This window comes from Bradyrhizobium manausense (assembly GCF_001440035.1).
Classification (GTDB): Bacteria; Pseudomonadota; Alphaproteobacteria; order Rhizobiales; family Xanthobacteraceae; genus Bradyrhizobium; species Bradyrhizobium manausense.
This window is the reverse complement of sequence record NZ_LJYG01000104.1, coordinates 66089-92018: the sequence shown is the minus strand read 5'-3', so window position 1 is coordinate 92018 and position 25930 is coordinate 66089. Positions and strand designations below refer to the sequence as shown.

20 protein-coding genes and 2 pseudogenes are annotated in these 25930 nt (G+C 64.1%); 9 read left to right on the top strand and 13 right to left on the bottom strand.

Features of this window, described 5'->3' with window-relative positions; translation table 11 throughout:
* Positions 1–9: 9 nt before the first annotated feature.
* From AOQ71_RS27535 to cnbZ, 6 genes are all read left to right on the top strand, one after another.
* The gene (locus tag AOQ71_RS27535) at positions 10–3105 is read left to right on the top strand and encodes a MexW/MexI family multidrug efflux RND transporter permease subunit (RefSeq protein WP_057753259.1); all 3096 of its coding nucleotides are present in this window, start codon (positions 10–12) and stop codon (positions 3103–3105) included.
* Between the two features lie 114 nt (positions 3106–3219).
* Positions 3220–4200: an ABC transporter substrate-binding protein gene (locus tag AOQ71_RS27530; RefSeq protein WP_057753257.1), complete on the top strand. Its 981-nt coding sequence runs from the start codon at positions 3220–3222 to the stop codon at positions 4198–4200.
* 54 nt (positions 4201–4254) lie between these two features.
* The gene (locus AOQ71_RS27525) at positions 4255–6822 is read left to right on the top strand and encodes a sensor histidine kinase (protein WP_057753255.1); all 2568 of its coding nucleotides are present in this window, start codon (positions 4255–4257) and stop codon (positions 6820–6822) included.
* Complete coding sequence (locus AOQ71_RS27520; protein WP_057753253.1) at positions 6819–7208, top strand: response regulator; 390 nt, start codon at positions 6819–6821, stop codon at positions 7206–7208. The genes AOQ71_RS27525 and AOQ71_RS27520 overlap by 4 nt, the downstream gene beginning before the upstream one ends.
* Positions 7205–8455 carry an adenylate/guanylate cyclase domain-containing protein gene (locus AOQ71_RS27515; RefSeq protein ID WP_057753251.1) on the top strand — a complete coding sequence of 417 codons (1251 nt, stop codon included), beginning with the start codon at positions 7205–7207 and terminating at the stop codon, positions 8453–8455. Before AOQ71_RS27520 ends, AOQ71_RS27515 begins: the two co-directional genes overlap by 4 nt.
* 8 nt (positions 8456–8463) lie before the next feature.
* Complete coding sequence (cnbZ, locus tag AOQ71_RS27510; protein WP_057753250.1) at positions 8464–9210, top strand: 2-amino-5-chloromuconate deaminase CnbZ; 747 nt, start codon at positions 8464–8466, stop codon at positions 9208–9210.
* Here cnbZ and AOQ71_RS27505 read toward each other — a convergent pair.
* The 13 genes and pseudogenes from AOQ71_RS27505 to AOQ71_RS27450 form a co-directional block, all read right to left on the bottom strand.
* Positions 9207–10091, bottom strand: coding sequence for an ABC transporter permease (locus AOQ71_RS27505; protein WP_057753248.1), 885 nt, complete (start codon positions 10089–10091; stop codon positions 9207–9209). The two genes, cnbZ and AOQ71_RS27505, sit on opposite strands and share 4 nt — an antisense overlap.
* Positions 10092–10094: 3 nt before the next feature.
* Positions 10095–11036 (bottom strand): ABC transporter permease, encoded by a 942-nt coding sequence (locus tag AOQ71_RS27500; protein ID WP_057753247.1) that lies wholly within the window; start codon positions 11034–11036, stop codon positions 10095–10097.
* Between the two features lie 10 nt (positions 11037–11046).
* Positions 11047–12555, bottom strand: a complete 1509-nt coding sequence (locus tag AOQ71_RS27495) for an ABC transporter substrate-binding protein (protein WP_057753245.1) — start codon at positions 12553–12555, stop codon at positions 11047–11049.
* A 22-nt stretch (positions 12556–12577) separates the two neighbouring features.
* Positions 12578–13241: pseudogene (locus AOQ71_RS48645) on the bottom strand (oligopeptide/dipeptide ABC transporter ATP-binding protein); the annotation flags it as partial.
* A gap of 1 nt (position 13242) precedes the next feature.
* Positions 13243–13671 (bottom strand): annotated as a pseudogene (locus tag AOQ71_RS48640) (ATP-binding cassette domain-containing protein); the annotation flags it as partial.
* Positions 13671–14654, bottom strand: coding sequence for an ABC transporter ATP-binding protein (locus tag AOQ71_RS27485; RefSeq protein WP_057753243.1), 984 nt, complete (start codon positions 14652–14654; stop codon positions 13671–13673). The gene AOQ71_RS27485 and the pseudogene AOQ71_RS48640, both read right to left, overlap by 1 nt.
* Complete coding sequence (locus AOQ71_RS27480) at positions 14651–15361, bottom strand: DUF1028 domain-containing protein (protein WP_057753241.1); 711 nt, start codon at positions 15359–15361, stop codon at positions 14651–14653. The genes AOQ71_RS27485 and AOQ71_RS27480 overlap by 4 nt, the downstream gene beginning before the upstream one ends.
* A gap of 9 nt (positions 15362–15370) precedes the next feature.
* Positions 15371–17176: a gamma-glutamyltransferase family protein gene (locus AOQ71_RS27475; RefSeq protein ID WP_057753239.1), complete on the bottom strand. Its 1806-nt coding sequence runs from the start codon at positions 17174–17176 to the stop codon at positions 15371–15373.
* Between the two features lie 82 nt (positions 17177–17258).
* Positions 17259–18248 carry an ABC transporter ATP-binding protein gene (locus tag AOQ71_RS27470; RefSeq protein ID WP_057753236.1) on the bottom strand — a complete coding sequence of 330 codons (990 nt, stop codon included), beginning with the start codon at positions 18246–18248 and terminating at the stop codon, positions 17259–17261.
* Positions 18245–19231 carry an ABC transporter ATP-binding protein gene (locus tag AOQ71_RS27465; RefSeq protein ID WP_057753234.1) on the bottom strand — a complete coding sequence of 329 codons (987 nt, stop codon included), beginning with the start codon at positions 19229–19231 and terminating at the stop codon, positions 18245–18247. Before AOQ71_RS27465 ends, AOQ71_RS27470 begins: the two co-directional genes overlap by 4 nt.
* A gap of 13 nt (positions 19232–19244) precedes the next feature.
* Complete coding sequence (locus AOQ71_RS27460) at positions 19245–20207, bottom strand: ABC transporter permease (protein ID WP_057753232.1); 963 nt, start codon at positions 20205–20207, stop codon at positions 19245–19247.
* A 1-nt stretch (position 20208) separates the two neighbouring features.
* On the bottom strand, positions 20209–21189 hold the full coding sequence (locus AOQ71_RS27455; RefSeq protein ID WP_057753229.1) for an ABC transporter permease: 981 nt from the start codon (positions 21187–21189) through the stop codon (positions 20209–20211).
* Positions 21190–21304: 115 nt separating this feature from the next.
* Positions 21305–22903: an ABC transporter substrate-binding protein gene (locus AOQ71_RS27450; protein ID WP_057753227.1), complete on the bottom strand. Its 1599-nt coding sequence runs from the start codon at positions 22901–22903 to the stop codon at positions 21305–21307.
* A gap of 375 nt (positions 22904–23278) precedes the next feature.
* Here AOQ71_RS27450 and AOQ71_RS27445 point away from each other — a divergent pair, with 375 nt between their 5' ends.
* From AOQ71_RS27445 to AOQ71_RS27435, 3 genes are all read left to right on the top strand, one after another.
* Positions 23279–23536, top strand: coding sequence for a DUF6489 family protein (locus tag AOQ71_RS27445; protein ID WP_057753225.1), 258 nt, complete (start codon positions 23279–23281; stop codon positions 23534–23536).
* Positions 23537–23571: 35 nt separating this feature from the next.
* Positions 23572–24327, top strand: a 756-nt coding sequence (locus tag AOQ71_RS27440; RefSeq protein ID WP_157083670.1) for an esterase/lipase family protein, incomplete at its 5' end; no start/stop codon positions are given.
* 46 nt (positions 24328–24373) lie between these two features.
* Entirely contained in the window at positions 24374–25924 is a 1551-nt protein-coding gene (locus AOQ71_RS27435; protein ID WP_057753221.1) for a WS/DGAT/MGAT family O-acyltransferase, read from the top strand.
* The last annotated feature ends 6 nt before the right edge of the window (positions 25925–25930 follow it).

The following is a 25930-nucleotide window of genomic DNA, read 5'->3' as shown; positions in this document are numbered from 1 at the left end:
ATCGCCGCGATGGCCTTTACCGATATTTTCATCAAGCGCCCGGTTCTGTCGGTCGTCGTCAGTCTGTTGATCCTGCTGATCGGCCTGCGCGCGGCGATGGTGCTGCCGATCCGGCAGTATCCGAAGCTGTCGAACACGGTCATCAATATCACGACCGTCTATCCCGGCGCGTCCGCGGATTTGATCCAGGGCTTCATCACGACGCCGATCGAGCAGGCGGTCGCCTCGGCCGAGGGCGTGGACTACATGACCTCGTCCTCGGTGCTCGGCACCTCGACCATCCAGGTCTACATCAAGCTGAACTTCGACCCGAACCAGGCGCTTACCGAGGTGCTGGCCAAGACGAACTCGGTCAAGTACCTGATTCCGAAGGAATCGAACGACCCGATCGTCACCAAGACCACGGGCCAGACCACGGCCGTGATGTATCTCGGCTTCTCCTCGGAGGAACTGTCAGGCTCGGCGATCTCGGACTATCTGACGCGCGTGGTGCAGCCGGTGCTGTCGACCGTCGACGGCGTCGCCTCGGCCGACATTCTTGGTGGCCAGACCTTTGCGATGCGGCTCTGGCTTGATCCCGTGAAGATGGCCGGCCGCAGTGTGTCGCCGGCGGATGTTGCGGCCGCAATCACGGCCAACAACTTCCAATCCGCGGCGGGCCAGACCAAGGGCTATCTCATCGTTTCCAACATCTCGACGAACACCAGCCTGACGGACGTCAACCAGTTCAGGAAGATGATCGTGAAGGCCAAGGACGGTGGCTTCGTCCGGATGGAGGACATCGCCACGGTCGAGCTTGCGGCGCAGAGCACCGACGCGAGTGTTGCCTTCAACGGGGAGCATGCGATCTTCATCGGTGTGAACGCGACGCCGCAGGGCAATCCGCTGACGCTGGTCAAGGGTGTAAGGGCGCTGTTCCCGGAGCTTGAGCGCAACCTGCCGCCGTCGATGAAGATGAAGGTCGCCTATGACTCGACCAAGTTCATCCAATCCTCGATCGACGAGGTGGAGAAGACGCTTGGCGAAGCCGTGATCATCGTGATCGTGGTGATCTTCCTGTTCCTGGCCTCGCTGCGTTCGGTCATCATTCCAGTCGTCACCATCCCGTTGTCGATGATCGGCGTCTGCACCCTGATGCTGGCGCTGGGATTCAGCTTCAATCTGCTGACCTTGCTCGCGATGGTGCTCGCGATCGGCCTCGTGGTCGACGACGCCATCGTGGTGGTGGAGAACATCCACCGGCATCTCGAGGAGGGAAAGACACCGGTGCAGTCGGCGCTCGAAGGCGCACGCGAGATCGTCGGTCCCGTCGTGTCGATGACCATCACGCTGGCAGCGGTCTATGCCCCGATCGGCTTTCTCGGTGGTCTCACCGGTTCGCTGTTCCGGGAATTCGCCTTCACGCTCGCCGGCTCCGTGATCGTATCCGGCGTGATCGCGCTGACCCTGTCGCCGATGATGTGCTCGGTGCTGCTCAAGAACACCGAAGAAGGCCGCTTCGCCAAGCTGGTCAACAAGGTGTTCGGCGCACTGACGCGCTGGTACGGCCGCAGGCTCGACCGGTCGCTCGATTACAAGGCGATTACCGGCCTGTTCGCAATCACGATCCTCGGGCTCGTGGGCTTCCTCTATATGCACACCTCGAAGGAGCTGGCACCTGAGGAAGACCAGGGCATCGTGTTCGCAGTGACCAAGGCGCCGAAATACGCCAATATCGACTATGTCGATTTCTACGGCGACAAGCTCGACAAGAAGTTTCAGAGCTTCCCGGAGACCGATCTGCGCTTCGTGCTGAACGGCATCAATGGCCCGCAGGGCGGCATCGCCGGCATGCTGCTCAAGCCCTGGGAAGAGCGCAAGCGATCGTCGATCGCGCTGAAGCCGCTGGTGCAGGCCGAGCTCTCCAAGATCGAGGGCGTGCAGGCGTTCGCGTTCAATCTGCCGCCGCTGCCGGGTGGTCCGGGCGGTCTGCCGGTGCAGATGGTCATCAATTCCACCGCGAGCTACCAGACCGTCTTTGAGCAGATGGAGAAGCTGAAGGACGCTGCGCGCAAGAGCGGCATGTTCATCGTTTCCGACAGCGATCTCGCCTTTAACCAGCCCAGCGTTGTGGTCACGATCGACCGTAACAAGGCGCAGGATCTCGGCGTCAACATGCAGAACCTCGGCAGTACGCTCGCGGTTCTGCTGGGCGGCAACTACATCAATCGCTTCAATCTCGAGGGGCGCTCCTACCAGGTGATCCCGCAGGTGCCGCGCGCCAACAGACTGTCACCGGAATCGCTTGGCGGTTACTATGTGACGACCAGCACCGGCCAGCAGCTCCCGCTGTCGACCGTGGTCTCGATCAACACCAAGACCGACCCGAACTCGCTGACGCACTACAATCAGCTCAACTCGGCGACGTTCTCGGCCGTGCCGATGCCCGGCGTGACCGTCGGCGCCGCGGTTGACTTCCTCGAGAGCGAGGCCAAGAAACTGCCGCAAGGCTTCAGCCACGACTATCTCGCGGATTCCAGACAGTATGTGCAGGAAGGCAATCAGCTCGCGATCACCTTCGGTTTCGCGCTGATCATCATCTTCCTGGTGCTGGCGGCCCAGTTCGAGAGCTTGCGTGATCCGCTGGTGATCATGATCTCGGTGCCGATGGCGATCGTCGGTGCATTGATCCCGCTGTTCTTCGGCGTGGCGACCATGAACATCTACACCCAGGTCGGCCTGCTCACCCTGGTCGGCCTGATCACCAAGCACGGCATCCTGATGGTGGAGTTCGCCAACGAGCTCCAGGTGAACGAGCGGCTGGACCGCCGATCGGCCATCGAAATGTCGGCCCGCATCCGTCTGCGGCCGATCTTGATGACGACGGCTGCGATGGTGACCGGCCTGATCCCGTTGCTGACTGCGAGCGGCGCCGGCGCAGCCAGCCGATTCTCGATCGGCCTCGTGGTCGTCGCCGGCATGTCGATCGGCACGCTGTTCACGCTCTTCGTCCTACCCGCGGTTTACGTCGTGCTGGCGACCGACCATCGTGCGGCCGCCGATTCCGAGCGTACCAAGCAGGTCAACGAGCTCGACCTCAACGCCAAGGCGCTACGGCCGACCTGAGGCCGGCCGAATCGAAGATTGCAAGGCGGCAATGGCCATCGCCATTGCCGCTTTTTTCTTGTCCCGTGCTAGACTTGAGCGGCGCGCTATTGCGCCAGGGGCAAGGGAGGCGTGATGAGGCGGCGCGAATTCCTGGCAGGGCTCGGCTGTGTCTCGCTGTTGGGGCCGTGCTCGGCCGCGGCTCAGAGCGACAGGACGTTTCGTCTGGGCACGCTGACGCCGATCGCGCCGATCACGGAGACCAGTCCTGGCGGCAAGATCCTGATCAAGGTGCTCGGCGAGCGCAGTTTCAAGCTTGGCCAGAACCTGGCCATTGAAGCGCGCGGGGCGGCGGGCGACGTCGCGAAGCTCCCCGCGCTGATGGCAGAGCTGAAGGCTGCGAAAGTCGATGCCGTTGTGATCATCGGCTATCCGACCGCAATGGCGGCCAAAGCGGCCGACATTCCCACCGTGGCGGCCAGTGGCATCGGTGATCCCGTCGAGACCAGGCTGATCGAGAGCCTGGCGCATCCAGGCGGCAAAATCACCGGGATTTCGGACGTCGCAGCGACACTCAGCGCCAAGCGGCTGTCGCTGCTCAAGGACATGTCGCCGAAATTGACCAAGGTCGCAATGCTCTGGAACAAGGACGACCTCGGCATGACAATGCGCTACCAGGCGTCCGCGAAGGCTGCCCAGGCGCTCGGGCTGTCCGTGCAGGCGTTAGGTGTCCGCGAACCCGATGATTTCGAGGAGGCTTTCTCCGTGATGAATGCCGATCCGCCGGACGGCATCCTGATGGTGGCCGACGCACTCACCATTCTCAATCGCAAGCGCGTGTACGAATTCGCCGTCCAGCGGAAACTGCCGGCGATCTACGAAAATGCCGATCTCGCTCGCGACGGAGGGCTGATGTCTTACGGAGCGGATGTGCTGGAATCCTTCGAGCGGGCGGCCGCCCTCGTCGCCCGCATTTTCAACGGTGCCAATCCCGGCGATCTGCCATTCGAGCAGCCGACCCGCTATCCCCTGGTGATCAATCTGAAGACGGCCAAGGCCACCGGCCTTGAAATTCCCCCGACCTTGCTTGCACTTGCCGACGAGGTCATCGAGTAACCTTGCCCGCCGTGGCGAGAGACAAGCTGCGGCCTTCTTGCTAGGCTCGGGGAAATGAGCATTTCCGTCCATCCCGACACCCCGCAGACCAGGACCCTGCCGAGCGCGGCCGGGTCCGCCACGACGGGGCGAGGGATCAGGACCCGCCTGTTCACCAAATATGTCGCGCTGTTCGTGGCCGTGGTCGCGGTCGCCCTGCTGACCAATGGCCTGTTCGAGGTGTTGTTCTACTATAGGGAACACAAGGCCGCCCTGATCCGGGTCCAGCACGAGCAGGCCGAGGCGGCCGCCGCCAAAATCAGCCAGTTCATCAAGGAGATCGAGAGCCAGCTCGGCTGGACCACGCAGCTGCCCTGGTCTGGGGGTTCGATCGAGCCGCGCCGGTTCGATGCGCTGCGGCTGCTGCGTCAGGTGCCTGCGATCACCGAGCTCGCCCAGCTGGATTCGACCGGCAAAGAGCGGCTGCGCGTCTCGCGACTGGCGATGGACGCGATCGACAGCGGCATCGATCTGTCTGGGGATCCGAAGTTCACCGAAGCCGTCGCGCACAAGGTCTATTACGGACCGGTGTATTTTCGCCGCGAGTCCGAGCCCTACATGACACTGGCGCTGGCCGGGGCCAGGAAGGATGCCGGGGTCAGCATCGCGGAAGTCAATTTGAAGCTCATCTGGGACGTCGTCTCCCAGATCAAAGTCGGCCAGCATGGGCACGCCTATGTGGTCGGCCCCGAGGGGCGGCTGATCGCCCATCCCGACATCAGCCTGGTGCTGCGCAATACCGACATGTCCGGCCTCGCACAGGTCCGCGCAGCGCAGGCCGGCGGCGGCGTCATGCCCGATGCGCTTCAGGAGGCGATCAACATCCAGGGCCAGAAGGTTCTGACCGCCTCGGCCCCGATCGAGCCGCTGCACTGGACCATGTTCGTCGAGCTGCCGGTCGAGGAGGCCTATGCCTCGCTCTATGCCTCATTGCAGCGGCTCGCGATCGTGCTGCTCGCTGCCTCGATCTTCGCAGTGCTGGCGGGGATTTTCCTGGCGCGCCGCATGGTCGGCCCGATCCAGGCACTGCGCAGCGGCGCCGAGCGGATGGGCGGCGGCGATTTCTCCCAGCGCATCTCGATCAAGACCGGCGACGAGCTGGAAGGGCTCGCGGACCAGTTCAACGACATGGGCTCGCGGCTGCAGGAATCCTACGCCGACCTGGAAAACAAGGTCGAGCAGAGGACGGCTGAATTGCGGGAAGCGCTACAGCAGCAGACCGCGACCGCCGATGTGCTGAAGGTGATCAGCCGTTCGACGTTTGATCTACAGACCGTGCTTGACACGCTGGTGGGATCGGCTGCCCGCCTGTGCGATGCCGACGAAGGAACGATCTTCCGGCCCCGCGATGGCGCCTTTTATCTGGCAGCGAGCTGCGGCCTCGATGCGGAGCAGGAGAACAAGCTTCGGACATTTGCTTCCGTGCCGGAGCGGGGAAGTGTCGTCGGACGCACCCTGCTCGATTGCAGGACAGTCCATATTCCCGATGTGCAGGCCGATCCGGAGTATGCACCTTCGTCTGCGCGAAGACGCTCCAACGTGCGTACGATGCTGGGTGTCCCGTTGCTGCGGGAGGGGGCGCCTATCGGCGTCTTCGTCTTGACGCGGCACGTCGTGCGTCCGTTCAGTGAAAAGCAGATCGAGCTCGCCACGACCTTTGCGGATCAGGCCCTAATTGCGATTGAGAATGTGCGCCTGTTCGAGGAAGTCCAGGAGCGCACCAGAGAGCTATCGCGATCCCTCGACGATCTGCGCACCGCCCAGGACCGTCTGGTCCAGACCGAGAAGCTTGCCTCGCTCGGCCAACTCACCGCCGGCATCGCGCACGAGATCAAGAACCCACTCAACTTTGTCAATAATTTCTCGTCTCTCTCGATGGAGTTGATCGACGAGCTGAACGACGTTCTGCAATCGGCGCAGCTCGACAGCAAGGCGAAGGAAGAGGTCGACGAGCTGACCCACATGCTCAAGGGCAATCTCGATAAGGTGGTGCAGCACGGCAGGCGTGCCGATTCCATCGTGAAGAACATGCTGCTTCATTCGCGCGAAGGCTCTGGCGAGCATCGCCCCGCCGACATCAACGCGATCTTGGAGGAAAGCCTCAATCTGGCCTATCACGGCGCGCGGGCCGAGAAGTCCAACTTCAACGTCACGCTCAAGCGCGACTTCGACCCCGCAGCCGGCATGGTCGATATTTACCCGCAGGAAATCACCCGCGTCTTCCTCAATCTGATCTCGAACGGGTTCTATGCGGCGGCCAAGCGCAAGGAGAGCGGAGCCGACGGCTTCGAGCCGACCCTGAGCGCATCGACGAAAAATCTCGGCGACAAGGTCGAGATCCGGATACGCGACAACGGCACGGGTATTCCGCAGGACGTGAAGGAGAAGATGTTCAATCCCTTCTTCACCACCAAGCCGGCAGGCGAGGGCACCGGGCTTGGCCTGTCCATGAGCCACGACATCGTCGTGAAGCAGCACGGCGGCACGATCGACGTGAACACCACACCCGGTGCCTTCACCGAATTCATCATCACCCTGCCGCGCGCAATGGCGGCAAGCGGCACTTCGGGAGGCAAGACGTGAACGTTTACATCCTGGTCGTCGATGACGAGCCCGATGTCGAGGCGCTGTTCCGGCAGCAATTCCGGCGCGACCTGCGAGCCGGCCGTTTCCAGATGGAGTTCGCACCCTCTGCGCCCGATGCGCTGAAGCGTGCCGCCGAGGTGCGCGATCCCTCGCTGATCCTGATCCTGTCCGACATCAACATGCCCGGCATGAGCGGGCTTGACATGCTGCCCAGGGTGCGCGCCGAGCATCCGAATGTTCCTGTGATCATGATCACGGCCTACGGTGATGCCGAGACGCATCGCAAGGCGATCGAGCGCGGCGCCAGCGGGCTCCTCACCAAGCCGATCGACTTCGCGCAGCTGCGCCAGCAGATCGACACGAGGCTCGAGCAGGCGGCATGACCCCGACCATTCTGTTCGTCGACGATGAGCCCGATCTCGAGGCGCTGATCCTGCAGAAATTCCGCAGGAAGATCCGTGACGGGCTTCTCGCCATCATGTTCGCACGCGACGGTATCGAGGCGCTCGAGTCGCTCGAGCAGAACCCGCATGTCGACATGGTGGTCTCGGACATCAACATGCCCAGGATGGACGGGCTGTCGCTGTTGCAGAAGCTTCAGGAAGCCGAGGACAAGAAGTCGACCATCATCGTCTCGGCCTATGGCGATATGAGCAATATCCGCACCGCCATGAACCGCGGCGCGTTCGATTTCCTCACCAAGCCGATCGACTTTGCCGACCTCGAAACGACGATCGAGAAGACGCTTCGCCACATCGAGATGCTACGCGAGGTGCGGCGCCGTCAGGCCGAAGCCGAACGGGCCCACGCCGCGCTGTCGCGCCACTTCTCGCCCGAGCTCGCCAAACGCCTGGCGGCAGGCAGCGACAGCGAGGGTATCGAGGTGCAATGGCGCGATGTCGCCGTCATATTCACTGATATCACCGGCTTCACATCGCTGGTCGAGAGCGCAGCGCCCGAGACATTGGGCGGGCTCCTCAACGAATATGTCGGCGGGATGACCGAAGTGATCTTCGCGCATGAGGGGACGGTTGCCAAGATCATCGGCGATGCGATCCACGTGCTGTTCAATGCGCCCGGCGATCAGCCCGACTATGCGACGCGCGCGGTGGCCTGCGCGCACGATCTCGACCGTTGGGCGCAGGATTTTTGCGTGCGCCAGAAGGCCAGGGGCGTGAATTTCGGCACAACCCGTATCGGCATTCACGCAGGGGCCGCGCTGGTCGGCAATTTCGGCGGCAATCGTTTCTTCGACTACACCGCCTATGGGGACACCATCAACATCGCGGCGCGGCTGGAGGCCGCCAACAAGCAGCTCGGCACCCGCATCTGCGTCAGCTCCAGTGTCGCCGAGGCGGCGGCGAACTTTCAGGGGCGCCCGGTGGGTGATCTGATGCTGCGCGGACGCAGCGAGCCGCTGCGCGCGTTCGAGCCGCTGCCGCAGGACAAGTTTGATGCGCCCGCGACGGCACAATATGCCGAGGCATTTGCAAGGATGGAGGCGGGCGACGCCGCCGCGATGCCGGCCTTCGCCGCGCTGGTCGGGATGCACGCCGACGATCCGCTCGCCGGCTTTCACTTGAGACGCCTGCTCAACGGCGCCAAAGGCATTCGCATCCAGCTGGATTAGGGTTAGACATGACGCGTGAATTCTCTGCCGGAAATTACCGGTTCATCCCCTCCGTGTTCCAGTATTCTGCTGGTGCTGCTGCCGACGACGGCTACGAGATCGAGCGCGTCAGGTTCGATCGCCTGGTGCCGCTTGCCGACGGGTTTGCGCTGGCTGCAAACTACATCCAGGCGCAAGGACGTCCGCTGACGGCTTTCTGCGCCTGCGAGCTGCGCTCGCCGGCCGCCTTCAGCGAGGAAGGCTTTCGCGCCTTCAACCTGCACTATGTGAAGACACTGTCGGAGTGGGGCATCTTCGACGGCAGCACCAATCCGGTGGCGCGCAGCAATGTCTGTCCGGAAATCGATCCGCCCGCGGAGCCGTCGTTCTATGCGTTCTCGTTCACGCGTCCGACGACTTCGAAGGCGCCGTCCTTCGTGATCGCCGGTGGCGCCGAGGCGCGCGAAGGCAGCGGCAGTTATGTCGAACGTACCGTGCGCTATCGCGACCTCAGCCCGGAAGGCCTGCGCGAGAAGGTGCGCTTCACGACGACCTCGCAGATGGAGAACCGGATGGCGGCATTCGGTTTCGGCTGGAAGCACACCACCGGCGTGCAGGCCTATTCCGTGCACGACTTCCATCATGCGCTGGTCGACGAGCTGGTCCGGCGCGGCGCGCTGCGCTCGGGCCTGACCTGGCACTTTGCGCGGCCGCCGGTGGTCGACCTGGAATATGAGATGGATTGTCGCCGCGTGATGCGTGAGGTGGTGATCTAACGCTGCCGTGGGTCCAGCGCATCGCGCAAGCCGTCGCCGAGCAGGTTCAGTGACAGCACCACGAGGAAGATCGCAAGCCCCGGCCAGATCGCCATCCAGGGCGCCTGGGTCAGGAAGCGTTGCGCCGCATTCAGCATGCTGCCCCAGGACGGCGATGGCGGCTGCTGGCCTAACCCGAGGAACGACAGGGCGGCTTCCGCGATGATCGCTGCGGCGATCGACAAGGTCGCCTGGACCAGCAGCGCGGGCAGGATGTTCGGCAGGATGTGGGAGACCGCGATCCGCCAGTCCGGATTGCCGAGCGCGCGAGCAGCCTCGACATAGTCCTCGGCCTTGACGCTCAGTACCTGGCCACGGGTGAGGCGGATGAAGACCGGCGTCGCCGAGATGCCGATTGCGATCATGGCATTGCCGAGGCTCGGGCCGAGGAACGCGGCCAGCGCAATGGCCAGGATCAGGAATGGACAGGCGAGCATCGCATCGGTGATCCGGCTGATCAGCGCATCGACGAATCCGCCGCGATAGCCGGAGACCAGGCCAAGAGGAACGCCGATGCCGAGCGCGATCGCAACCGAGATCAGGCCGGCCAGCAATGAGGCGCGTGCGCCATAGATGACGCGGCTCAGGATGTCGCGGCCGAGCTCGTCGGTGCCGAACCAGTGCGCGGTCGTCGGCGGCTTGCGCACCAGGCTCCAGCCCGTTGCGATTGGATCATAGGGCACGAGCAGAGGCGCCAGCAGCGCGAGCAGGATGAAAACGATGAGGACCACAAGGCCCGCAACCGCCGCCTTGCGCTTGAACAGGCGACGCCGCGCCCGGCGCGCCGGGCTGTCCAGCTCGCCGGTATCAGTGATGGGGGTGGTCGTGAGCACGGCGGTCATGGCCTAGCCCCTCAGCCGCGGATTGACGAGGATATAGGCGAGGTCGGCGACCAGATTGAGCGTGATGTAGACCGTGGCGGTCACCAGCACCACGCCCTGCACGACGGCATAATCGCGGTTGAACACGGCGTCGACGATCAGCTTGCCGAAGCCGGGAATGGAGAAGATCTGCTCGGTCAGCACGGCGCCGGACAAGAGCGTGCCGAGTTCGAGCGCGCCGAGCGTGATGATGGGCGTGAGCGCATTGCGCATCGCATGCTTGAGAATCACCGAGCGCTCGGACAGGCCCTTGGCGCGCGCGGTACGTACATAATCGCTCTCCAGCACCTGCAGCATGGCGCTACGGGTATGCCGCATCAGGATCGCGGCGATCGCGTTGCCGAGCACGAAAGCCGGCATGATGGTGGCGGCAAGGCTCGCGCGCCAGTTCTCGGTCAGCGGCACATAGCCGGAGGCAGGCAGCCAGCCGAGCTCGATCGAGAACAGGAAGATCAGCATGATGCCGAGCCAGAAGTTCGGCGTCGAGATGCCCCACAGCGCAAAGAAATTGGCACCGTAGTCCCAGGCCGTCCCCTTCTTCACGGCCGCAACGATGCCGGCGGGGATGCCGATCAGGAAGGCGATGATGATGGCCATGGCGCCGAGCTGCAGCGTCACCGGCAGCTTTTGCGCGATCAGCTCGCGCACCGGCATCTTGTTGCGAAGGGATTCTCCGAAGTCGCCGACAAGGACGCCCTTGATCCAGTAGATGTATTGCACGGGGACGGGTTGATCGAGCCGGTATTGGTGCCGGATCTGTTCGATCACGGCAGGATCGCGTTCTTCGCCCGCCATCACCAGTGCAGGATCGCCCGGCAGCAATTGCTGCAGCGAGAAAATCAGCACCGACACGAAGAACAGCGTCGGGACGATCTGCGCAAGCCGGCGGGCGAGGAAGTTCAGCATCCGCTTGGCGTCACTTCAGCCTGAGGCCGACGACGCGCACGAGGCCGTCGGGCATCTGCTTGTAACCCTCGAGCTTGGTGGTGTGGGCAATGATGATGCGGCGATGGTAGAGATAGAGGATGGGCTCTTCGTCCTGGGCCAGCCTGGCCAGGATTTCGTAGCTGGCCTTGCGCTTGGCCGGGTCGGTCACGAGCCGCGCGTCCTCCAGGGCCTTGTCGGCCTGCGCATTGTTCCAGTCGCTGTAATTCTGGGGCGCGTTGCTGTGCAGGAAGATAAAGCTGTTGCCGTCGGGATCGATGCGGCCGCTCCAGGCGAGCCAGAAGGCCTGATAATCGCCGGTCTCGGCCTGCTTGAGCCCGGTCGCGAACTCGGTCACGCGGATCTTCATGTCGAAGCCGGCTTCTGCGGCCATTGACTGGATCATCTGCGCCGGTGTTTCGTTTTCCGCGCCCTTCGGCACCAGGAAATCGACGCTGACCGGCGGCTTCACGCCGGCTTCCTTCAGCAGGGCCTTGGCCTTCTCTACGTCGCGGGCCCGGACGGGAAGGGATTTCTGATAGTAGCGGTGATCAGGATTGACCCATTGATTGCCGACCTGGAACTCGCCGTTGAAGACGACCTGGTTGATCGCCTCGCGGTCGATGGCAAGGTCGAGCGCCTGCCGCACCTTGGCGGACTGGCTGAGCGGGCCCTTGGCCTTGTCCTTGCCGATGTTCAGCGTGACGCCTTGATAGCCGAGCTCGATGGCGGTCGCGACCTTCAGGCGTGAATCGCTACGCACCTCCTTGAGGTCGGTGGCGAGCACGCGCTCGATCAGATCGAGGCCGCCTGATTTCAAATTCGCCAGCCGCACGGTGGCGTCGACGATGGGTTGGAACACGATCCGATCGATAAAGACGTTGTCCTTGTTCCAGTAGTCGGCGAACTTCTCGAACACGATGCGATCCTGCTGCACGCGTTCGACGAATTTGTAGGGGCCGGCGCAGACCGGGTGCAGGCCGAACTTGTCGCCGGCTTCCTTTGCCGCTTTTGGCGACACCATCATGCCGGCGCGGTCCGTGAGCTGGGCGAGCAGCGGCGAGAACGGCGACTTCAGCACCAGCTTGATGGTGAGGGGATCGACGACGTCGATGTGGTCGACCGAGGCGAGCTCCGGCTTGCGGAACGAGCCTGATAGGGTCAGGTGACGCTCCAGCGAGAATTTGGCGGCGTCCGCATCGAGTGGCTCGCCGTCGTGGAATTTCACGCCGGGCCGGAGTTTGATGATGAGGCCCTTGCCATCATCGACGGTCTCGCTCGACAGCGCGAGCTGCGGCACGATGTTCAGCTTCTCGTCGATGTCGAACAGCTTGTCGCAGAAGGCGGCGAACACGATGCGGCCGACATAGGTCCGCGCCATGGTGGGATCGAGAATGTCAGGGTCCTCGGCAAGCCCAATCCGCAGCGTGGTCTGAGCCTGCGCGGCTCCAAGGGTCAGCAGGGCGACGGCAGCCGTCGCGGCCAGGCGAAACATCTTCATCGGACAGTCCCCATTGCTCCGGCTACGTCGTTGGTGGCCTTGCACTCTGTATACCAACACCGGCCGGGTTCGCGCCTTCCGTCTTTCGGCTGAAGGCCGCGACTAATTTTGCCAGTGCCGGCGAAAATCCGGCCGCTGCGGGCAGTATCGTGTCGGCCGGGGGTAGCTCGCTGACGCGGTGGCAGGCGGTGGCGTGGCCCGCGCCGTCGGCCACCAGCGCTGGCGCTGAGGTGCGGCAGCGGTCGATCACGAAGGGGCAGCGGGCGTGGAAGCGGCAACCCGACGGCGGATTGAGCGCGCTCGGGATCTCGCCTTGCAGCACGACCTTCGCCCGCTTGGCGTGAGGCTGGGGCAGCGGGATCGCCGACAGCAGAGCGCGGCTATAGGGGTGGCGGGGCTGGGCGAACAATTCGTCTGCGTCGGCCTCTTCGACGATGCAGCCGAGATTCATCACCGCGATGCGGTCGGCGATGTGTTTGACCACGGCGAGGTCATGCGAGACGAAGATGTAGGCGAGGCCAAGCCTGTCCTGTAGCTCGCGCAGCAGGTTCAGGATCTGCGAACGGATCGAGACGTCGAGCGCCGAGACCGGCTCGTCGCAGATGATCAGCTTCGGCTCGACCGCAAGCGCGCGGGCGATGGCGATGCGCTGGCGCTGGCCGCCGGAGAATTCGTGCGGATAGCGCNCTCGAGCCCGACCAGCCGCAGCAGCTCCGCGACGCGCTGTGGCCGCTGCGCCGGTGGAACGAGATCGTGCAGCGCCAGCGGTTCGGTCAGGATCTGCGCAACCGTCATGCGCGGATTGAGCGATGCGTAAGGATCCTGAAAGATGATCTGCGCCTCGCGGCGGAATTTGCGCAGCGCATCGGCATCGAGCGAGAGCAGATCGCGGCCGTCGAACCGCACGCTGCCTGCATCCGGCTCGATCAGCCGCAGCACCAGGCGGCTGACAGTGGATTTGCCGCAACCGGATTCACCGACCAGGGCGAGAGTCTTGCCGGCCTCGAGGGAGAACGTCACGCCATCGACCGCTTTGACATGCGCCCGCGCCCGGCCGAACAGCGAGCGCTCTGCGACGAAGTGCTTGACCAGTCCGTTGACCTCGAGCAGCGCCATCAGGACACCAAGAGTTCGAGCGGTGCGCGGATGCAGCGCGAGACGTGGTCCGGGCTGACGTTTGTCAGCGGCGGCGGCGCCCTGGTGCAGGCCTCCAACACGAACGGACAGCGCGCGGCGAAGCGGCAGCCGGCGGGCGGCTGCGCCATGTTCGGTACCATGCCTTCGATGGTCGCCAGCTGCTCGGCGCGATGGTCGAGGCGCGGGATCGAGCCAAGCAGGCCCACGGTGTAGGGATGCTGCGGCGCTGAAAACAATTCGTCGACCGGCGCGCGCTCGACGATCTCGCCGGCATACATCACCGCGACCTCGTCGCAGACTTCTGCGACGACGCCGAGATCGTGGGTAATCAGGATGATGGCGGCGCCGCTGGCCGCCTTCAACTCGCGCATCAGCTCCAGGATTTGCGCCTGCAAGGTGACGTCCAGCGCGGTGGTCGGCTCGTCCGCGATCAGGAGCTGCGGATCGCAGGCCAGCGCCATCGCGATCATCACGCGCTGGCGCATGCCGCCGGAGAGCTTGTGCGGATATTCGTCGATGCGTCGCTCGGGCGAGGGGATGTGCACGCGGCGCAGCAGCTCGATGGCCCGTTCACGCGCGCTTTTCCGCGAGCCGCCGCGATGGCGCAGGATCGTCTCGATGATCTGGTCGCCGATCGTAAAGCTCGGGTTGAGCGACGTCATCGGCTCCTGAAAGATCATCGCGAGCCGGTTGCCGCGGAGATCCCGCAGGGTCTGGTCCGGGGTCTTCAGCAGGTCGAAACCGTCGAAGCGGATCGCGCCAGTAATCTCGGTCGTCTGCTTCGGCAGCAGGCCCATGATCGCCAGCGACGTCACACTCTTGCCGCAGCCGGATTCGCCGACGAGACCGAGCGTCGCGCCATTGGCGACGCTGAGATCGACGCTGTCGACGGCGTGGGTGATGCGGCCGTCGTCGCCATGAAAGCGGATACGAAGGTCCCTGATCTCGATGAGAGCGCTCATGCTTGTCTCGCCCGCGTCGCGGCGATGCTGGCCTCGATGACGCTGCGATCGGTGTTGCCGGCCGGGTTCTTCCGGGTCGGCATGGACGGGCGGAAATGGACCCAGAGCTCGTGACTGACCCGTTCGAGCCGTTCGAGCTCCCCGAGTGGATCGGGATGGTCGTCGGCGCGGATGTCCAGCGCCGGCCATTCCTCCTCGCCGTGGATCAGCAGCGCAGCCGATTGCTTGCCGCGCTTGTCGCCGCCGGCGGCTTCGCCTCCGCGCATTGCTGCGAGCAGACGGCGCGGGAAGGGCAGGCTGTCATTGGCGATGTAGGTCTTCGCCGTCTCGGCGAGCACATCGGCGCCGGCGAGCATGTTGCCGGCGATCGAGAACCCGCTGCCGGCGATGTGGCCGCACCAGTCGACGCAGTCGCGTCCGGTATGCGCGGCGATCGCACCGCTCGCATCCATGATATGGATTTGCCGGCTCTCGCGGCCGTCGTCTGTCGCGAGCAGCGCGGCGAGCACGTCATGGGCGTTGAGGCCTTCGCGCAGCAGCTTGACGCCGTCGATGCCGTAATAGGGATTGACGAAGGCCTGGGTCGCGATCGCGCCGAGGCCGGCCGCAATGTAGGGCACGCGGGCGCCGACAGCGAAGAAGCGGGTCGCGACTGCAATGCCGAACTGGCCGGTGGCAGGGTCTCGCGCAATGATCGACCAGGTCATGTGCTGCCTTCAGCGTCCCGCGGCGTAGCCCTGCATGCCGCGCGGATTGGCGGCGGCGCGCCGGCGCACTCCGACGCGCGAGGCCGCGGTAAGGCGGCCTTCCGACCAGTCGGGGCCGACCTCGACGATATGTCCGCGCTCGCGCAAATTCTCGATCGTCGCCTTCGGCACGCGGTTCTCGACCACGAGCACGCCGGGTCGCGCGGTGCGCGGCCAGAACGAGATCGGGAAATGTTCCGAGTGCCAGGCCGGCGCGTCGATCGACTCCTGGAGATTGAGATTGCAATGGACGTGGCGCAGGAAGAACTGCGTGATCCATTGGTCCTGCTGATCGCCGCCGGGCGAACCCCAGGCCAGATACGGCTCGCCGTCGCGCAATGCCATGGTCGGCGACAGCGTGGTGCGCGGCCGCTTGCCGGGCGCGAGCGAGCCGGGATGGTTTTCCTCAAGCCAGAACATCTGGGCTCTGCTGCCGAGGCAGAAGCCAAGCTCGGGGATAACAGGCGAGGATTGCAGCCAGCCACCCGACGGCGTCGAGGACACCATGTTGCCGGCCTTGTCGATGATGTCGAAATGCACGGTATCGCCGCGCACCTCGCCGAAGCGTCCCACGGTCGGTTCGCCGGCGCCGAGCGCGCCAACCGCCTCGCGCTGCCCTTCGGCGCGGCGCAGCTTGACCACGCCGCCGAAGCCTTCGACGGTACCGGGCCGGAAGTCGAGCGAGGCCCTGTCGGTGACGAGCTTGCGGCGCTCGTCGTTGTACGCATCCGACAGCAGCGTCGCGATCGGGATGTCCGAGAACTTCGGATCGCCGTAGAATTTTTCGCGGTCGGCGAAGGCGAGCTTTGCGCATTCGATCTGGAGATGGATGAATTCCGGTCCGGTCGGATCGAGCCCGTCGAGCGCAAAGCCCTTCAACAGCGCGAGCTGCTGCAGCGTCACCGGGCCCTGGCTCCAGACCCCGGCCTTGCAGACGGTGTAACGGCCGTAATCGTAAGTCAGCGGCGCTTCGACGGTCGGCTGCCAGCGCGCCATGTCGTCGGCGGAGAGCACCCCACGATGCGGGGAGCCGCTGACGTCCATCACCTCCTGCGTCCGGCAGAACTTGTCGATGGCCTCCGCAACGAAGCCTTGCGACCAGGCCTTGCGCGCACGCTCGATCTCGGCGTCACGACCACCGCCGCCGCTCTCGGCCTCGCTGAGGATGCGGGCGTAAGTCCCGGCCAGCGTCTTGTTGGTGAAGATCGTGCCGGGCTTCGGCACCTCGCCGTTCGGCAAATAGACCGCGGCCGAGGTTGGCCAGTGCTTGCGGAACAATTGCTCGACCGTCTGGATCGTCGCGCAGGCGCGCTCGACCAGCGGGTAGCCGTCGCGGGCGTAAGAAATCGCGGGCTCCAGCACGTCGCGCACGCGCATGGTGCCGTAGTCGCGCAGCAGCATCATCCAGGATTCGAAGGTGCCGGGTACACAGGCCGCGAGCAGGCCGGTGCCGGGCACCATGTCGAGGCCTTCGCTCTTGTAATGCGCGATGGTGGCGCGCGCCGGCGCCGGGCCCTGGCCGCAGATCACCTCGGTGCGGCCGCGCTTCACGTCGTGGACGATGACAGGCACATCGCCGCCGGGGCCATTCAGATGCGGCTCGACGACCTGAAGCGTGAAAGCAGTGGCGACACCAGCATCGAACGCGTTGCCGCCCTTTTCCAGGATGGCCATGCCGACGGCGGTCGCGATCCAGTGCGTTGACGCGACGACCCCAAACGTGCCCTCGATCTCGGGACGCGTCGTGAAGGGATCCGGATTGACGATGCTGGCCATGGGCTACCTCGTTGACGGCGCGCGCAATTGATCACATCAGGCCCTGGGATGCCAAATGCACAGGCCGCATGGCACGCGCGCGTTATGCCGGGACCGGCGCGGTGTTCACGGCATGGCAGGCGACGCCGTCGATAAGTTTCGGAACTTCCTTGCGGCAAAGCTCGAACGCCAGCGGACAGCGCGGATTGAAGGCGCAGCCAGCAGGCGGATTGATCGGGTTCGGAATCTCGCCCTTCACCGGAATGCGCTGGCGGCCACTCATGGCGAGATCAGGCACGGCGCCGAGCAGCATCTTGGTGTAGGGCATGCGCGGGCGCGAAAACAGCTCGCGTCCCTCCGCGATCTCGACGATGCGGCCGAGATACATCACGCCGACGCGGCTCGCCATGTGTCGGACCACGGCGAGGTTGTGGCTGATGAACATGTAGGTCAGGCCGAACTTGTCCTGGAGGTCGCGCATCAGGTTCAGGATCTGTGCCTGCACGGAGACATCGAGCGCCGAAGTCGGCTCGTCACAGACGATGAACTCGGCGTCGGAGGCGAGCGCCCGCGCGATCGCAATACGCTGGCGCTGGCCGCCGGAGAACTCGTGCGGAAATTTCAGCCGGTCATCAGGATGCAGGCCGACGAGGCTGAGCAGCTCGCCGACGCGGGCCTGGATGTCGCGTTCGCCCTGGATCAGGTCGAAGGCGCGGATCGGCTCGGAGATGATGGCATCGACCCGGAAGCGCGGGTTCAGGCTCGCATAGGGATCCTGGAAGATCATCTGGATGCGGCGACGCAGCTTTCGCCGTGCGGGAGCCTGCCTTGGATCGGTCATCGAGATGCCGTCGATCAGGACGTCGCCGGAGCTCGGCGGCAAAAGGCCGACGACCATCCGGGCCACCGTGGTCTTGCCCGAGCCGGACTCGCCGACGAGGGCAAAGGTCTCGCCCTTCTTGATGTCGAAGGTGACGCCATCGACGGCTTTGAGAAATTCGAGATGCCCACCTTCGAGCACGCGGTTGAGCCAGGGCTTGGAAACGTCGAAGACGCGGCGCAGATTTGTGCCCTGGACGAAAGGCGTGCTCATGCCGCGGTCTCCGCCGGCACGGTGTCATAGAGATGGCAGGCGACCGATTGCGCGCCGTGCGGCAGCGGCTCGGGCCGGTCGACGCGGCAGCGGTCGAATGCGAATGCGCAGCGCGGGTTGAACGAACAGCCGCGCGGGATGGCTGAGAGCCGCGGCATCGAGCCGGGGATCTGCACCAGACGCTTGTCGTCGCCGGCAAGCGTCGGGATCGCGCCCATCAGGCCCTTGGCATAGGGATGCAGCGGGTTCTTGACGACATCCTGCACCGGACCGATCTCGGCGACACGGCCGGCATACATCACCGCGACGCGGTCCGAGGTCTCGGCGATCACGCCCATGTCGTGGGTCACCAGCATCACGGCGGTGCCGTGGTCGCGGCCGAGCCGCTTGATCAGCGAGATGATCTGCGCCTGCACGGAGACGTCGAGCGCGGTGGTCGGCTCGTCCGCGATGATCAGCTCCGGCTCGGCACAGATCGCGAGCGCAATCACCACGCGCTGGCGCATGCCGCCGGAGAATTCGTGGGGATAGCCGTCGATGCGCTTTTCGGGCGCGGGAATGCCGACCTCGGCGAGCAGATCGATGGCGCGGCGGCGCGCGGCCTGTTCGGACAAATTGAGATGGGTCCGGATCGTCTCCACGATCTGGTCGCCGACCTTGTACAGCGGATTGAGCGAGGTCAGCGGATCCTGGAAGATCATGCCGATGCGCTTGCCGCGGACGCGTCGCATCTCCTCCGGCGGCAGATCGTCGATGCGCAGGCCGGCGAGGCGAATCTCGCCGCCGGCAATGCGGCCGGGCGGGTCGATCAGGCCGATCACCGAAAGCCCGGTCACCGACTTGCCGGCGCCGGATTCGCCGACGACGCCGAGTACTTCGCCCTTGGCGATGTCGAACGAGACGCCGTCGATGGCGCGCAGCGTGCCGCGGCGCGAGGCGAACTCGACCTTGAGATTGCGGACGGAGAGGACGGGTTCGGTCATGAACGCTGTAGACTCATCGGAGTTTGGGGTTGAGCGCGTCGCGCAGCCAGTCGCCGAGCAGATTGATCGACAGGATCAACGCCGCAAGTGCAATTCCGGGGAAGGCCACGATCCACCATTCGCCTGCGAACAGATAGCCGTTGCCGATGCGGATCAGCGTGCCGAGCGACGGCATGGTCTCCGGCATGCCCGAGCCGAGGAACGACAGCGTCGCCTCGGTAATGATGGCGAGCGCGAGGTTGATGGTGGCGATCACGAGGATCGGCCCGGTGGTGTTCGGCAGCACGTGGCGCAGCATGATCACGGGGGCGGGCAGGCCGATCAATTGCGCGGCCGCGACATAATCCTTGTTCTTCTCGACCAGGACCGAGCCACGCACCGTGCGGGCATATTGCACCCAAAAGCTCAACCCGATCGCAAAGACCAGGACCGCCAGCATGCTCATCTCGTCGAGCTTGTTGCCGAAGACCGATTTGGCGATGCCGTTGATCAGAAGCGCGATCAGGATGGCCGGGAAGGAGAGCTGCACGTCGGCGATGCGCATGATCAAACCGTCGACCGCGCCGCCGAAATAGCCGGCCGTCAAGCCGAGCAGGATGCCGATCGCGCCTGACAAGACCACGCCGAGCACCCCGACCAGCAGCGAGATGCGCAGGCCGTAAAGGATCGCGGACAGCACATCGCGGCCCTGCTCGTCGGTGCCAAGCAGGAACGGGCTCTGACCGTCGGCGGTCCAGAGCGGCGAGATGCGCGAATTCATCAGCTGGAGCTGCGCCGGGTCGAACGGATTCTGCACCGACAGCACCGAAGCGAAGATCGCGACCAGGAAGAACAGCAGCGTCACACCCGCCGCGATCATGGTGATCTTGGAGCGGCGGAACGAGTAGAACACGTCGCTGTCGAGCGCGCGCCTGAACCGGCCAGGCGACGCCGCAGGGCGCTTCTCGGTTGTATGCGGAACGACGGCTTCGCTCATGTCAGTGTGCCCGGCTGACCGTCGAGCGCAGCCGCGGATCGACGATGGTATAGAGGATATCAACCACGAGATTGATGGTGACGAAGATCAGGGACACCATCATCAAATAGGCCGCCATGATCGGGATATCGACGTTCTGAACGGCTTGCACGAACAGGAGCCCCATCCCCGGCCACTGGAACACGGTCTCGGTGATGATCGCGAAAGCAATGACCGAGCCAAATTGCAGGCCGGCCACCGTGATCACGGGAACCATCGTGTTGCGCAGGGCGTGCCCGAAATGGATCGCACGTGTGGTCAGGCCACGGGCGCGGGCGAAACGGATGTAATCGGTCCGCATCACTTCCAGCATTTCGGCGCGGACGAGCCGCATGATCAGCGTCATCTGAAACAGGCCAAGCGTGATCGCGGGCATGATCAGCGCCTTCAATCCTGATAAGGTCAGCAGGCCCGTGGTCCACCAGCCGATATGCACGACGTCTCCCCGCCCGAACGAGGGCAGCCAGCCGAGCGTCACCGAGAACAGGTAGATCATGAGGACGCCGATCAGGAAGGTCGGCAGCGAAATGCCGATCAGCGAGACGGCCTGGAATATATGCGTGAGCCAGCTGTCGCGGCGCAGCGCCGAATAAACGCCCATCAGGATGCCGCTGAGCATCGCGAAGATCGTGGCAACGATGGCCAGCTCGAGCGTCGCCGGCATCCGCTCCATCAGCAGATTGGTGACAGGCAGGCGGAACTGGTAGGACACCCCGAACTTGAACTGCGCAGCGTTGCCGATATAGCGGCCGAACTGCACGATGACGGGATCGTCGAGGCCGAGCGATTTGCGGATCGCGGCGCGTTCGGCGCCCGACGTATCCATCCCGACCATCTGGTTCACGGGATCGCCGGCGAAGCGGAACATCGAGAACGCGATGATTCCAACGGCGATCATGACGCCGATGGCCTGGATGGCCCGGCGTAGTGTGAAAGCGAGCATCTGTTCCTTTCACATCTCTTCAGCAGCACGCATCATTGCGTTAGCCCGAAACAGCAAGTCCCGGAAGCCAGATCTTGAAAGCGATGGCTTCCGGGACTCCACAACTAGTCGACACCTACTCGCCTTGCATGGTCGCCCAGTAGAGCCTGACCATGTTGTCCGCGCCTTGGGTCAGCTTCACCTTCTTCGACACGCCCCAGGCGAGCGCCTGCTGGTGCAGCGGGATATAGGCCCAGTCCTTCATCGACAGCTCGAAAGCCTGCTTGATCAGGAGATCGCGCTTGGCCGTATCGGATTCCACGAGAACCTTGTCGGCGAGCTCGTCGAACTGCTTGTTGCAATAGCCGGCGAGATTGGCTTCACCGCGATTGGGATCCTTGGGATCGTCGCGGCAGCCCATGATGTCATGCAGCACATTCTGGGAATCGAGCGTATCCGGGGTCCAGCCCAGCATGTACAGCGAAGTTTTGTAGCCGCCGGGCTTGAGCACCTTGGCGAAATACTGGGCCTTCGGTTGTGCCTGCAGGTCCACCTTGATGTTGATGCGGGCGAGCATGCCGACGATCGCCTGGCAGATCGCGGCGTCATTGACGTAGCGATCGTTCGGGCAATCCATCGTCACCTCGAAACCGTCAGCATAGCCTGCGTCTGCCAGAAGCTTCTTGGCGGCGTCGGGATCGAACTTCGGCCGGGTGAAATCCTTCGAGGGAAAGATCTCCGGTGCCACCATCAATGCGGACGGCGTGGACAGTCCGCGCATGACGCGATTCTTGATCAGCTCGATGTCGATCGCCCGGTAAACGGCTTCACGGACGCGAACGTCCTTGAACGGGTTTTTGCCCTTGACGTTGGAATACAGCAGTTCGTCACGTGCCTGATCCATGCCGACAAAGAGGGTGCGGAGCTCGGGTCCCGTCAGCACGGTGGCGTTGGGGCTCGCTTTGACGCGCTCGATGTCCTGGACCGGAACCGGTTCGATCACGTCGACCTCGCCCGACAACAGCGCTGCGACACGCGTGGCCGGGTTTGCGATCGGGGTGAAGACGATTTCCTTCAGATTATGCTCCGGCTTGCCCCACCAGTTCGGATTGGCCTTGAAGACGGTCTTCACGCCCGGCTGGTGGCTCTCGATGGTAAAGGGACCGGTGCCGTTCTCATGGAGCGAGGCATAGCTCGGGGTCGTTGCCGCGGCTGGCGTCGGTGCCACCGCATCGTTCGCCTCTGCCCATTTCTTGTCCATGATGTACCAGGTCGCCCACAGCGCCGTCAGGATGGGATTGGGCGAGCTCAGGACGAAATCGACCGTGTAATCGTCGACCTTGACGACCTTGGCATCGGCCGGGACGCGGCTGAGGAAGTTTGAACCTTTTGCCCGCACGCGCTCGGCCGAGAACACCACGTCGTCAGCGGTGAAGGGGTCGCCATTGTGGAATTTGACGCCCTTGCGCAGGTGGAAGCGCCAGCGCGTCGGCTCCGGCGTCTCCCAGCTTTCGGCCAGCGCCGGGATGATCTTCAGGTCCTTGCCGCGGGCGACCAGGCCCTCATAGACATGGCCGAGATGCGCGCTGGTGGTCGATTCGTTCAGCGTGTAGGGATCGAGCGACTTGAGCTCACCCTGGTTGGCGTAGCGCAGCGTCTGGCTCGACGCCGGCGACAGCGCCAACGCAAGCGTACCGGCGAGCGTCGCCGCAAACAGACTTCGTCCGACTGACATTCTTGACCCTCTTCACTCGCCCCGACCGTCATTTTTGATTGTTCGGCGGGGCTGATCGATCCATGTTGCCCAGAGTTCTCGACCCGTGCAAGCGCCATTCCAGCAAGGAACGCGCCAAGTTGCACCGCTTTGCAGCAATGCTGACCAGTCTTTTAAGGGAGACAGGCGCGCGAGCGACATTGAACTTTCGGCCGGGTCGGACCTCGAAAATGAGGTGGAAATGGCCCGCCGGCGCCCGTTCGCGCCGACAATTTGATTGACCATATCCGCCGATCGCGGCAGGCCGGTGTCTCGTCCCCGGCTCAGGTCGCTTGCGTCGCACACCATGTCGCGGCGATACTGTCTGACGCCGCTCGAATCTCATCCGGAGGGCACATGAAAGTTAATATCGAAATCGACTGTACCCCCCTCGAGGCCCGCCAGTTCTTCGGATTGCCGGATGTCTCGCCGATGCAGATTGCCGTCATGGATAAGCTGCAGCAGCAGGTCCTGAGCAATATCGACAAGGTCTCGCCGGAATCGCTGATCCAGAGTTGGTTCACCTTCGATCCCAAGCTGGCGGAACGGTTTCAGGACATGTTCGTGACCATGGCTGGTCTCGGCGCCCCGCGCAGCGGCGACAAGAAGAAGTAATGTCCGACGCGCGCGAGGCGGGGCCAGGCTCGGGNCCGCCGGCCCTCGGCCTGCTGCTCGCGGAGGCGCGCGGCCTGTTCGAATTCAACGCCAGCGTGCTGCTGTCACCGCTGCTGATGCGCGCGCGCAGGGGCGACGGCCATCCGGTGCTGGCGCTGCCGGGCTTTCTCGCCAGCGATCTGTCGATGGCGCCGATGCGGCGCTATCTGCGCGAGCTCGGCTATGAGGCCCATGCCTGGCGCATGGGCCGCAATCTCGGCGGGCTCGCGCGGATGCGGGAAACCTTGCGCGCCCGTCTCACCGAGATCCACGCCGCAAGTGGACGCAAGGTCAGCCTGGTCGGATGGAGCCTCGGCGGTGTCTATGCCAGGGATCTCGCGCTTCAGGCACCTGAGTTGGTCCGCTATGTCATCACACTCGGCAGCCCCTTTGCCAATGATGTGCGGGCGACCAATGCGACCGCGCTGTATGAGGCGTTGTCCGGCGAGCGGGTCGAAAGCTTTGCCGAACTGCGCGAGGCGATCGCCGGTGATCTCAAGGTGCCGGCGACGTCGATTTATTCGCGCGCAGACGGCGTCGTGAATTGGCGGACTTGCCTGCTGCACCCCTCGGACCGGGCCGAGAATATTGAAGTGTATTTCGCCAGCCATATTGGCCTCGGAGTGAACCCGGCGGCATTGTGGGCCGTGGCGGATCGCCTGGCGCAACCGGAGGGGGAGTTCTGGCCATTTGACCGGAGCGGGCCGTTTGCCATTGCATATGCCCCGCCGGAGCGGGCAGTATCGGCCTGACGAGAAGCGCCGTCAAAGGCGCCCGTCGAATATTCGGGAGGAAACTATGGCTGACGGTAAGAAACTGTCGTCGCTGGACGCATCGTTTCTCTATCTGGAAACGCCTGAGATGCCGATGCATGTCGGCAGCATGGCGATCTTTCGCCTGCCTGACGACTACAAGGGCGACTTCTTCGAAGACTTCAAGGCGATGATCGTCTCGCGGCTGCACATCGCGCCGATCCTCAAAGCGCGCCTGGAGAAGGCGCCGCTCGACATCGATCATCCGAGCTGGGTCGAGGACGACCAGTTCGACATCGACCGTCACATCTTCCGCGCCAGCCTGCCGGCGCCGCGCGACCGCGCCACGCTCGAGCGCATCGTCGGCTGGATGCATGCCAAGCTCTTGAATCGTGCCCGCCCGCTCTGGGAGTTCTACGTGTTCGAGGGCATGAAGGACAACGAGGTCGGGCTCTATTCCAAGATGCACCATGCCGCCATCGACGGCGGCGCCGGTGCGGCGCTGACCAACATGATCTACGACATCTCGCCGATCCCGCGAAAGGTCGAGCCGCCGACGGGCGGGTCGAAGTCCGGGCAGGAGCCGCGCGACATCGCTGCGAACCTGCTCGATTCCTATCAGCAGCTCTTTAGCCAGCCGCTCGAAGCGTCGACGGCTGCGAAGAATCTGCAACTGCCGCGCACCGGCAAGAGCGATATTGGCTCGATCCTGTTCGACAACGCGATGTACCAGATCGAAAGCGCGGTGCGCTTCGCCGGCAACATCCCGACCGTGCTCAAGAGCGTGTCCGATGTACTCGGCAAGATCGCCGATCCCAAGTCGCGCGAGAGTCTTGCCAGCATGGTGTCGCCGCCGACCATGCTGAACAAGACCATCTCGTCCGAGCGGAGCTTTGCCGGCGTGTCGATCTCGCTGTCGCGCGCGAAGGCGCTGGCCAAGCAGGCCGGCGGCAAGCTCAACGACGTCGTGCTCGCGCTGGCCTCCGGAGTGGTCCGCCGCTACCTGCTGCAATACGGTACGCTGCCGGCGAAATCCCTGACCGCGGCCGTGCCGATCTCGCTGCGCGAGGAGGGCAACACCGAGGCGAACAACCAGGTGTTCGGCATGATCTGCTCGATCGCGACCAACGTCGCCGACCCCAAGGCACGGCTCGAGGCCATCATCGCGCAGTCGACCAAGTCCAAGGAGATGTCGCATCCCTTGCGCGCGCTGATGCCGCAGGTCTCCAATATCTCGATGCTGGGCGCGCCGATCATGGTGCAGATCCTGGCGCTGCTCTACAGCCGCTCAAATCTGTCGGACGTGTTGCCGCCGGCCGCCAACATCACCGTGTCCAACGTGCCGGGGCCGCGTCAAACGCTCTACGCCGCCGGCGCCGAGCTGCTGCACATCTTTCCGGTCTCGATCTCGACCCACGGGCAGGCGCTCAACATCACCGTGCAGAGCTATCGCGACCAGCTCGACTTCGGCTTCATCGTCGGCGCCAACATCATTCCGCATGTGCAGGTGATGTGCGACATGCTGCCGGAGGAGTTCGCCGCGCTCGAAGCGGCCTATGGGCCGCCGGCGTCCGACATCAAGGGCGCCGCGGAATAAGGAACA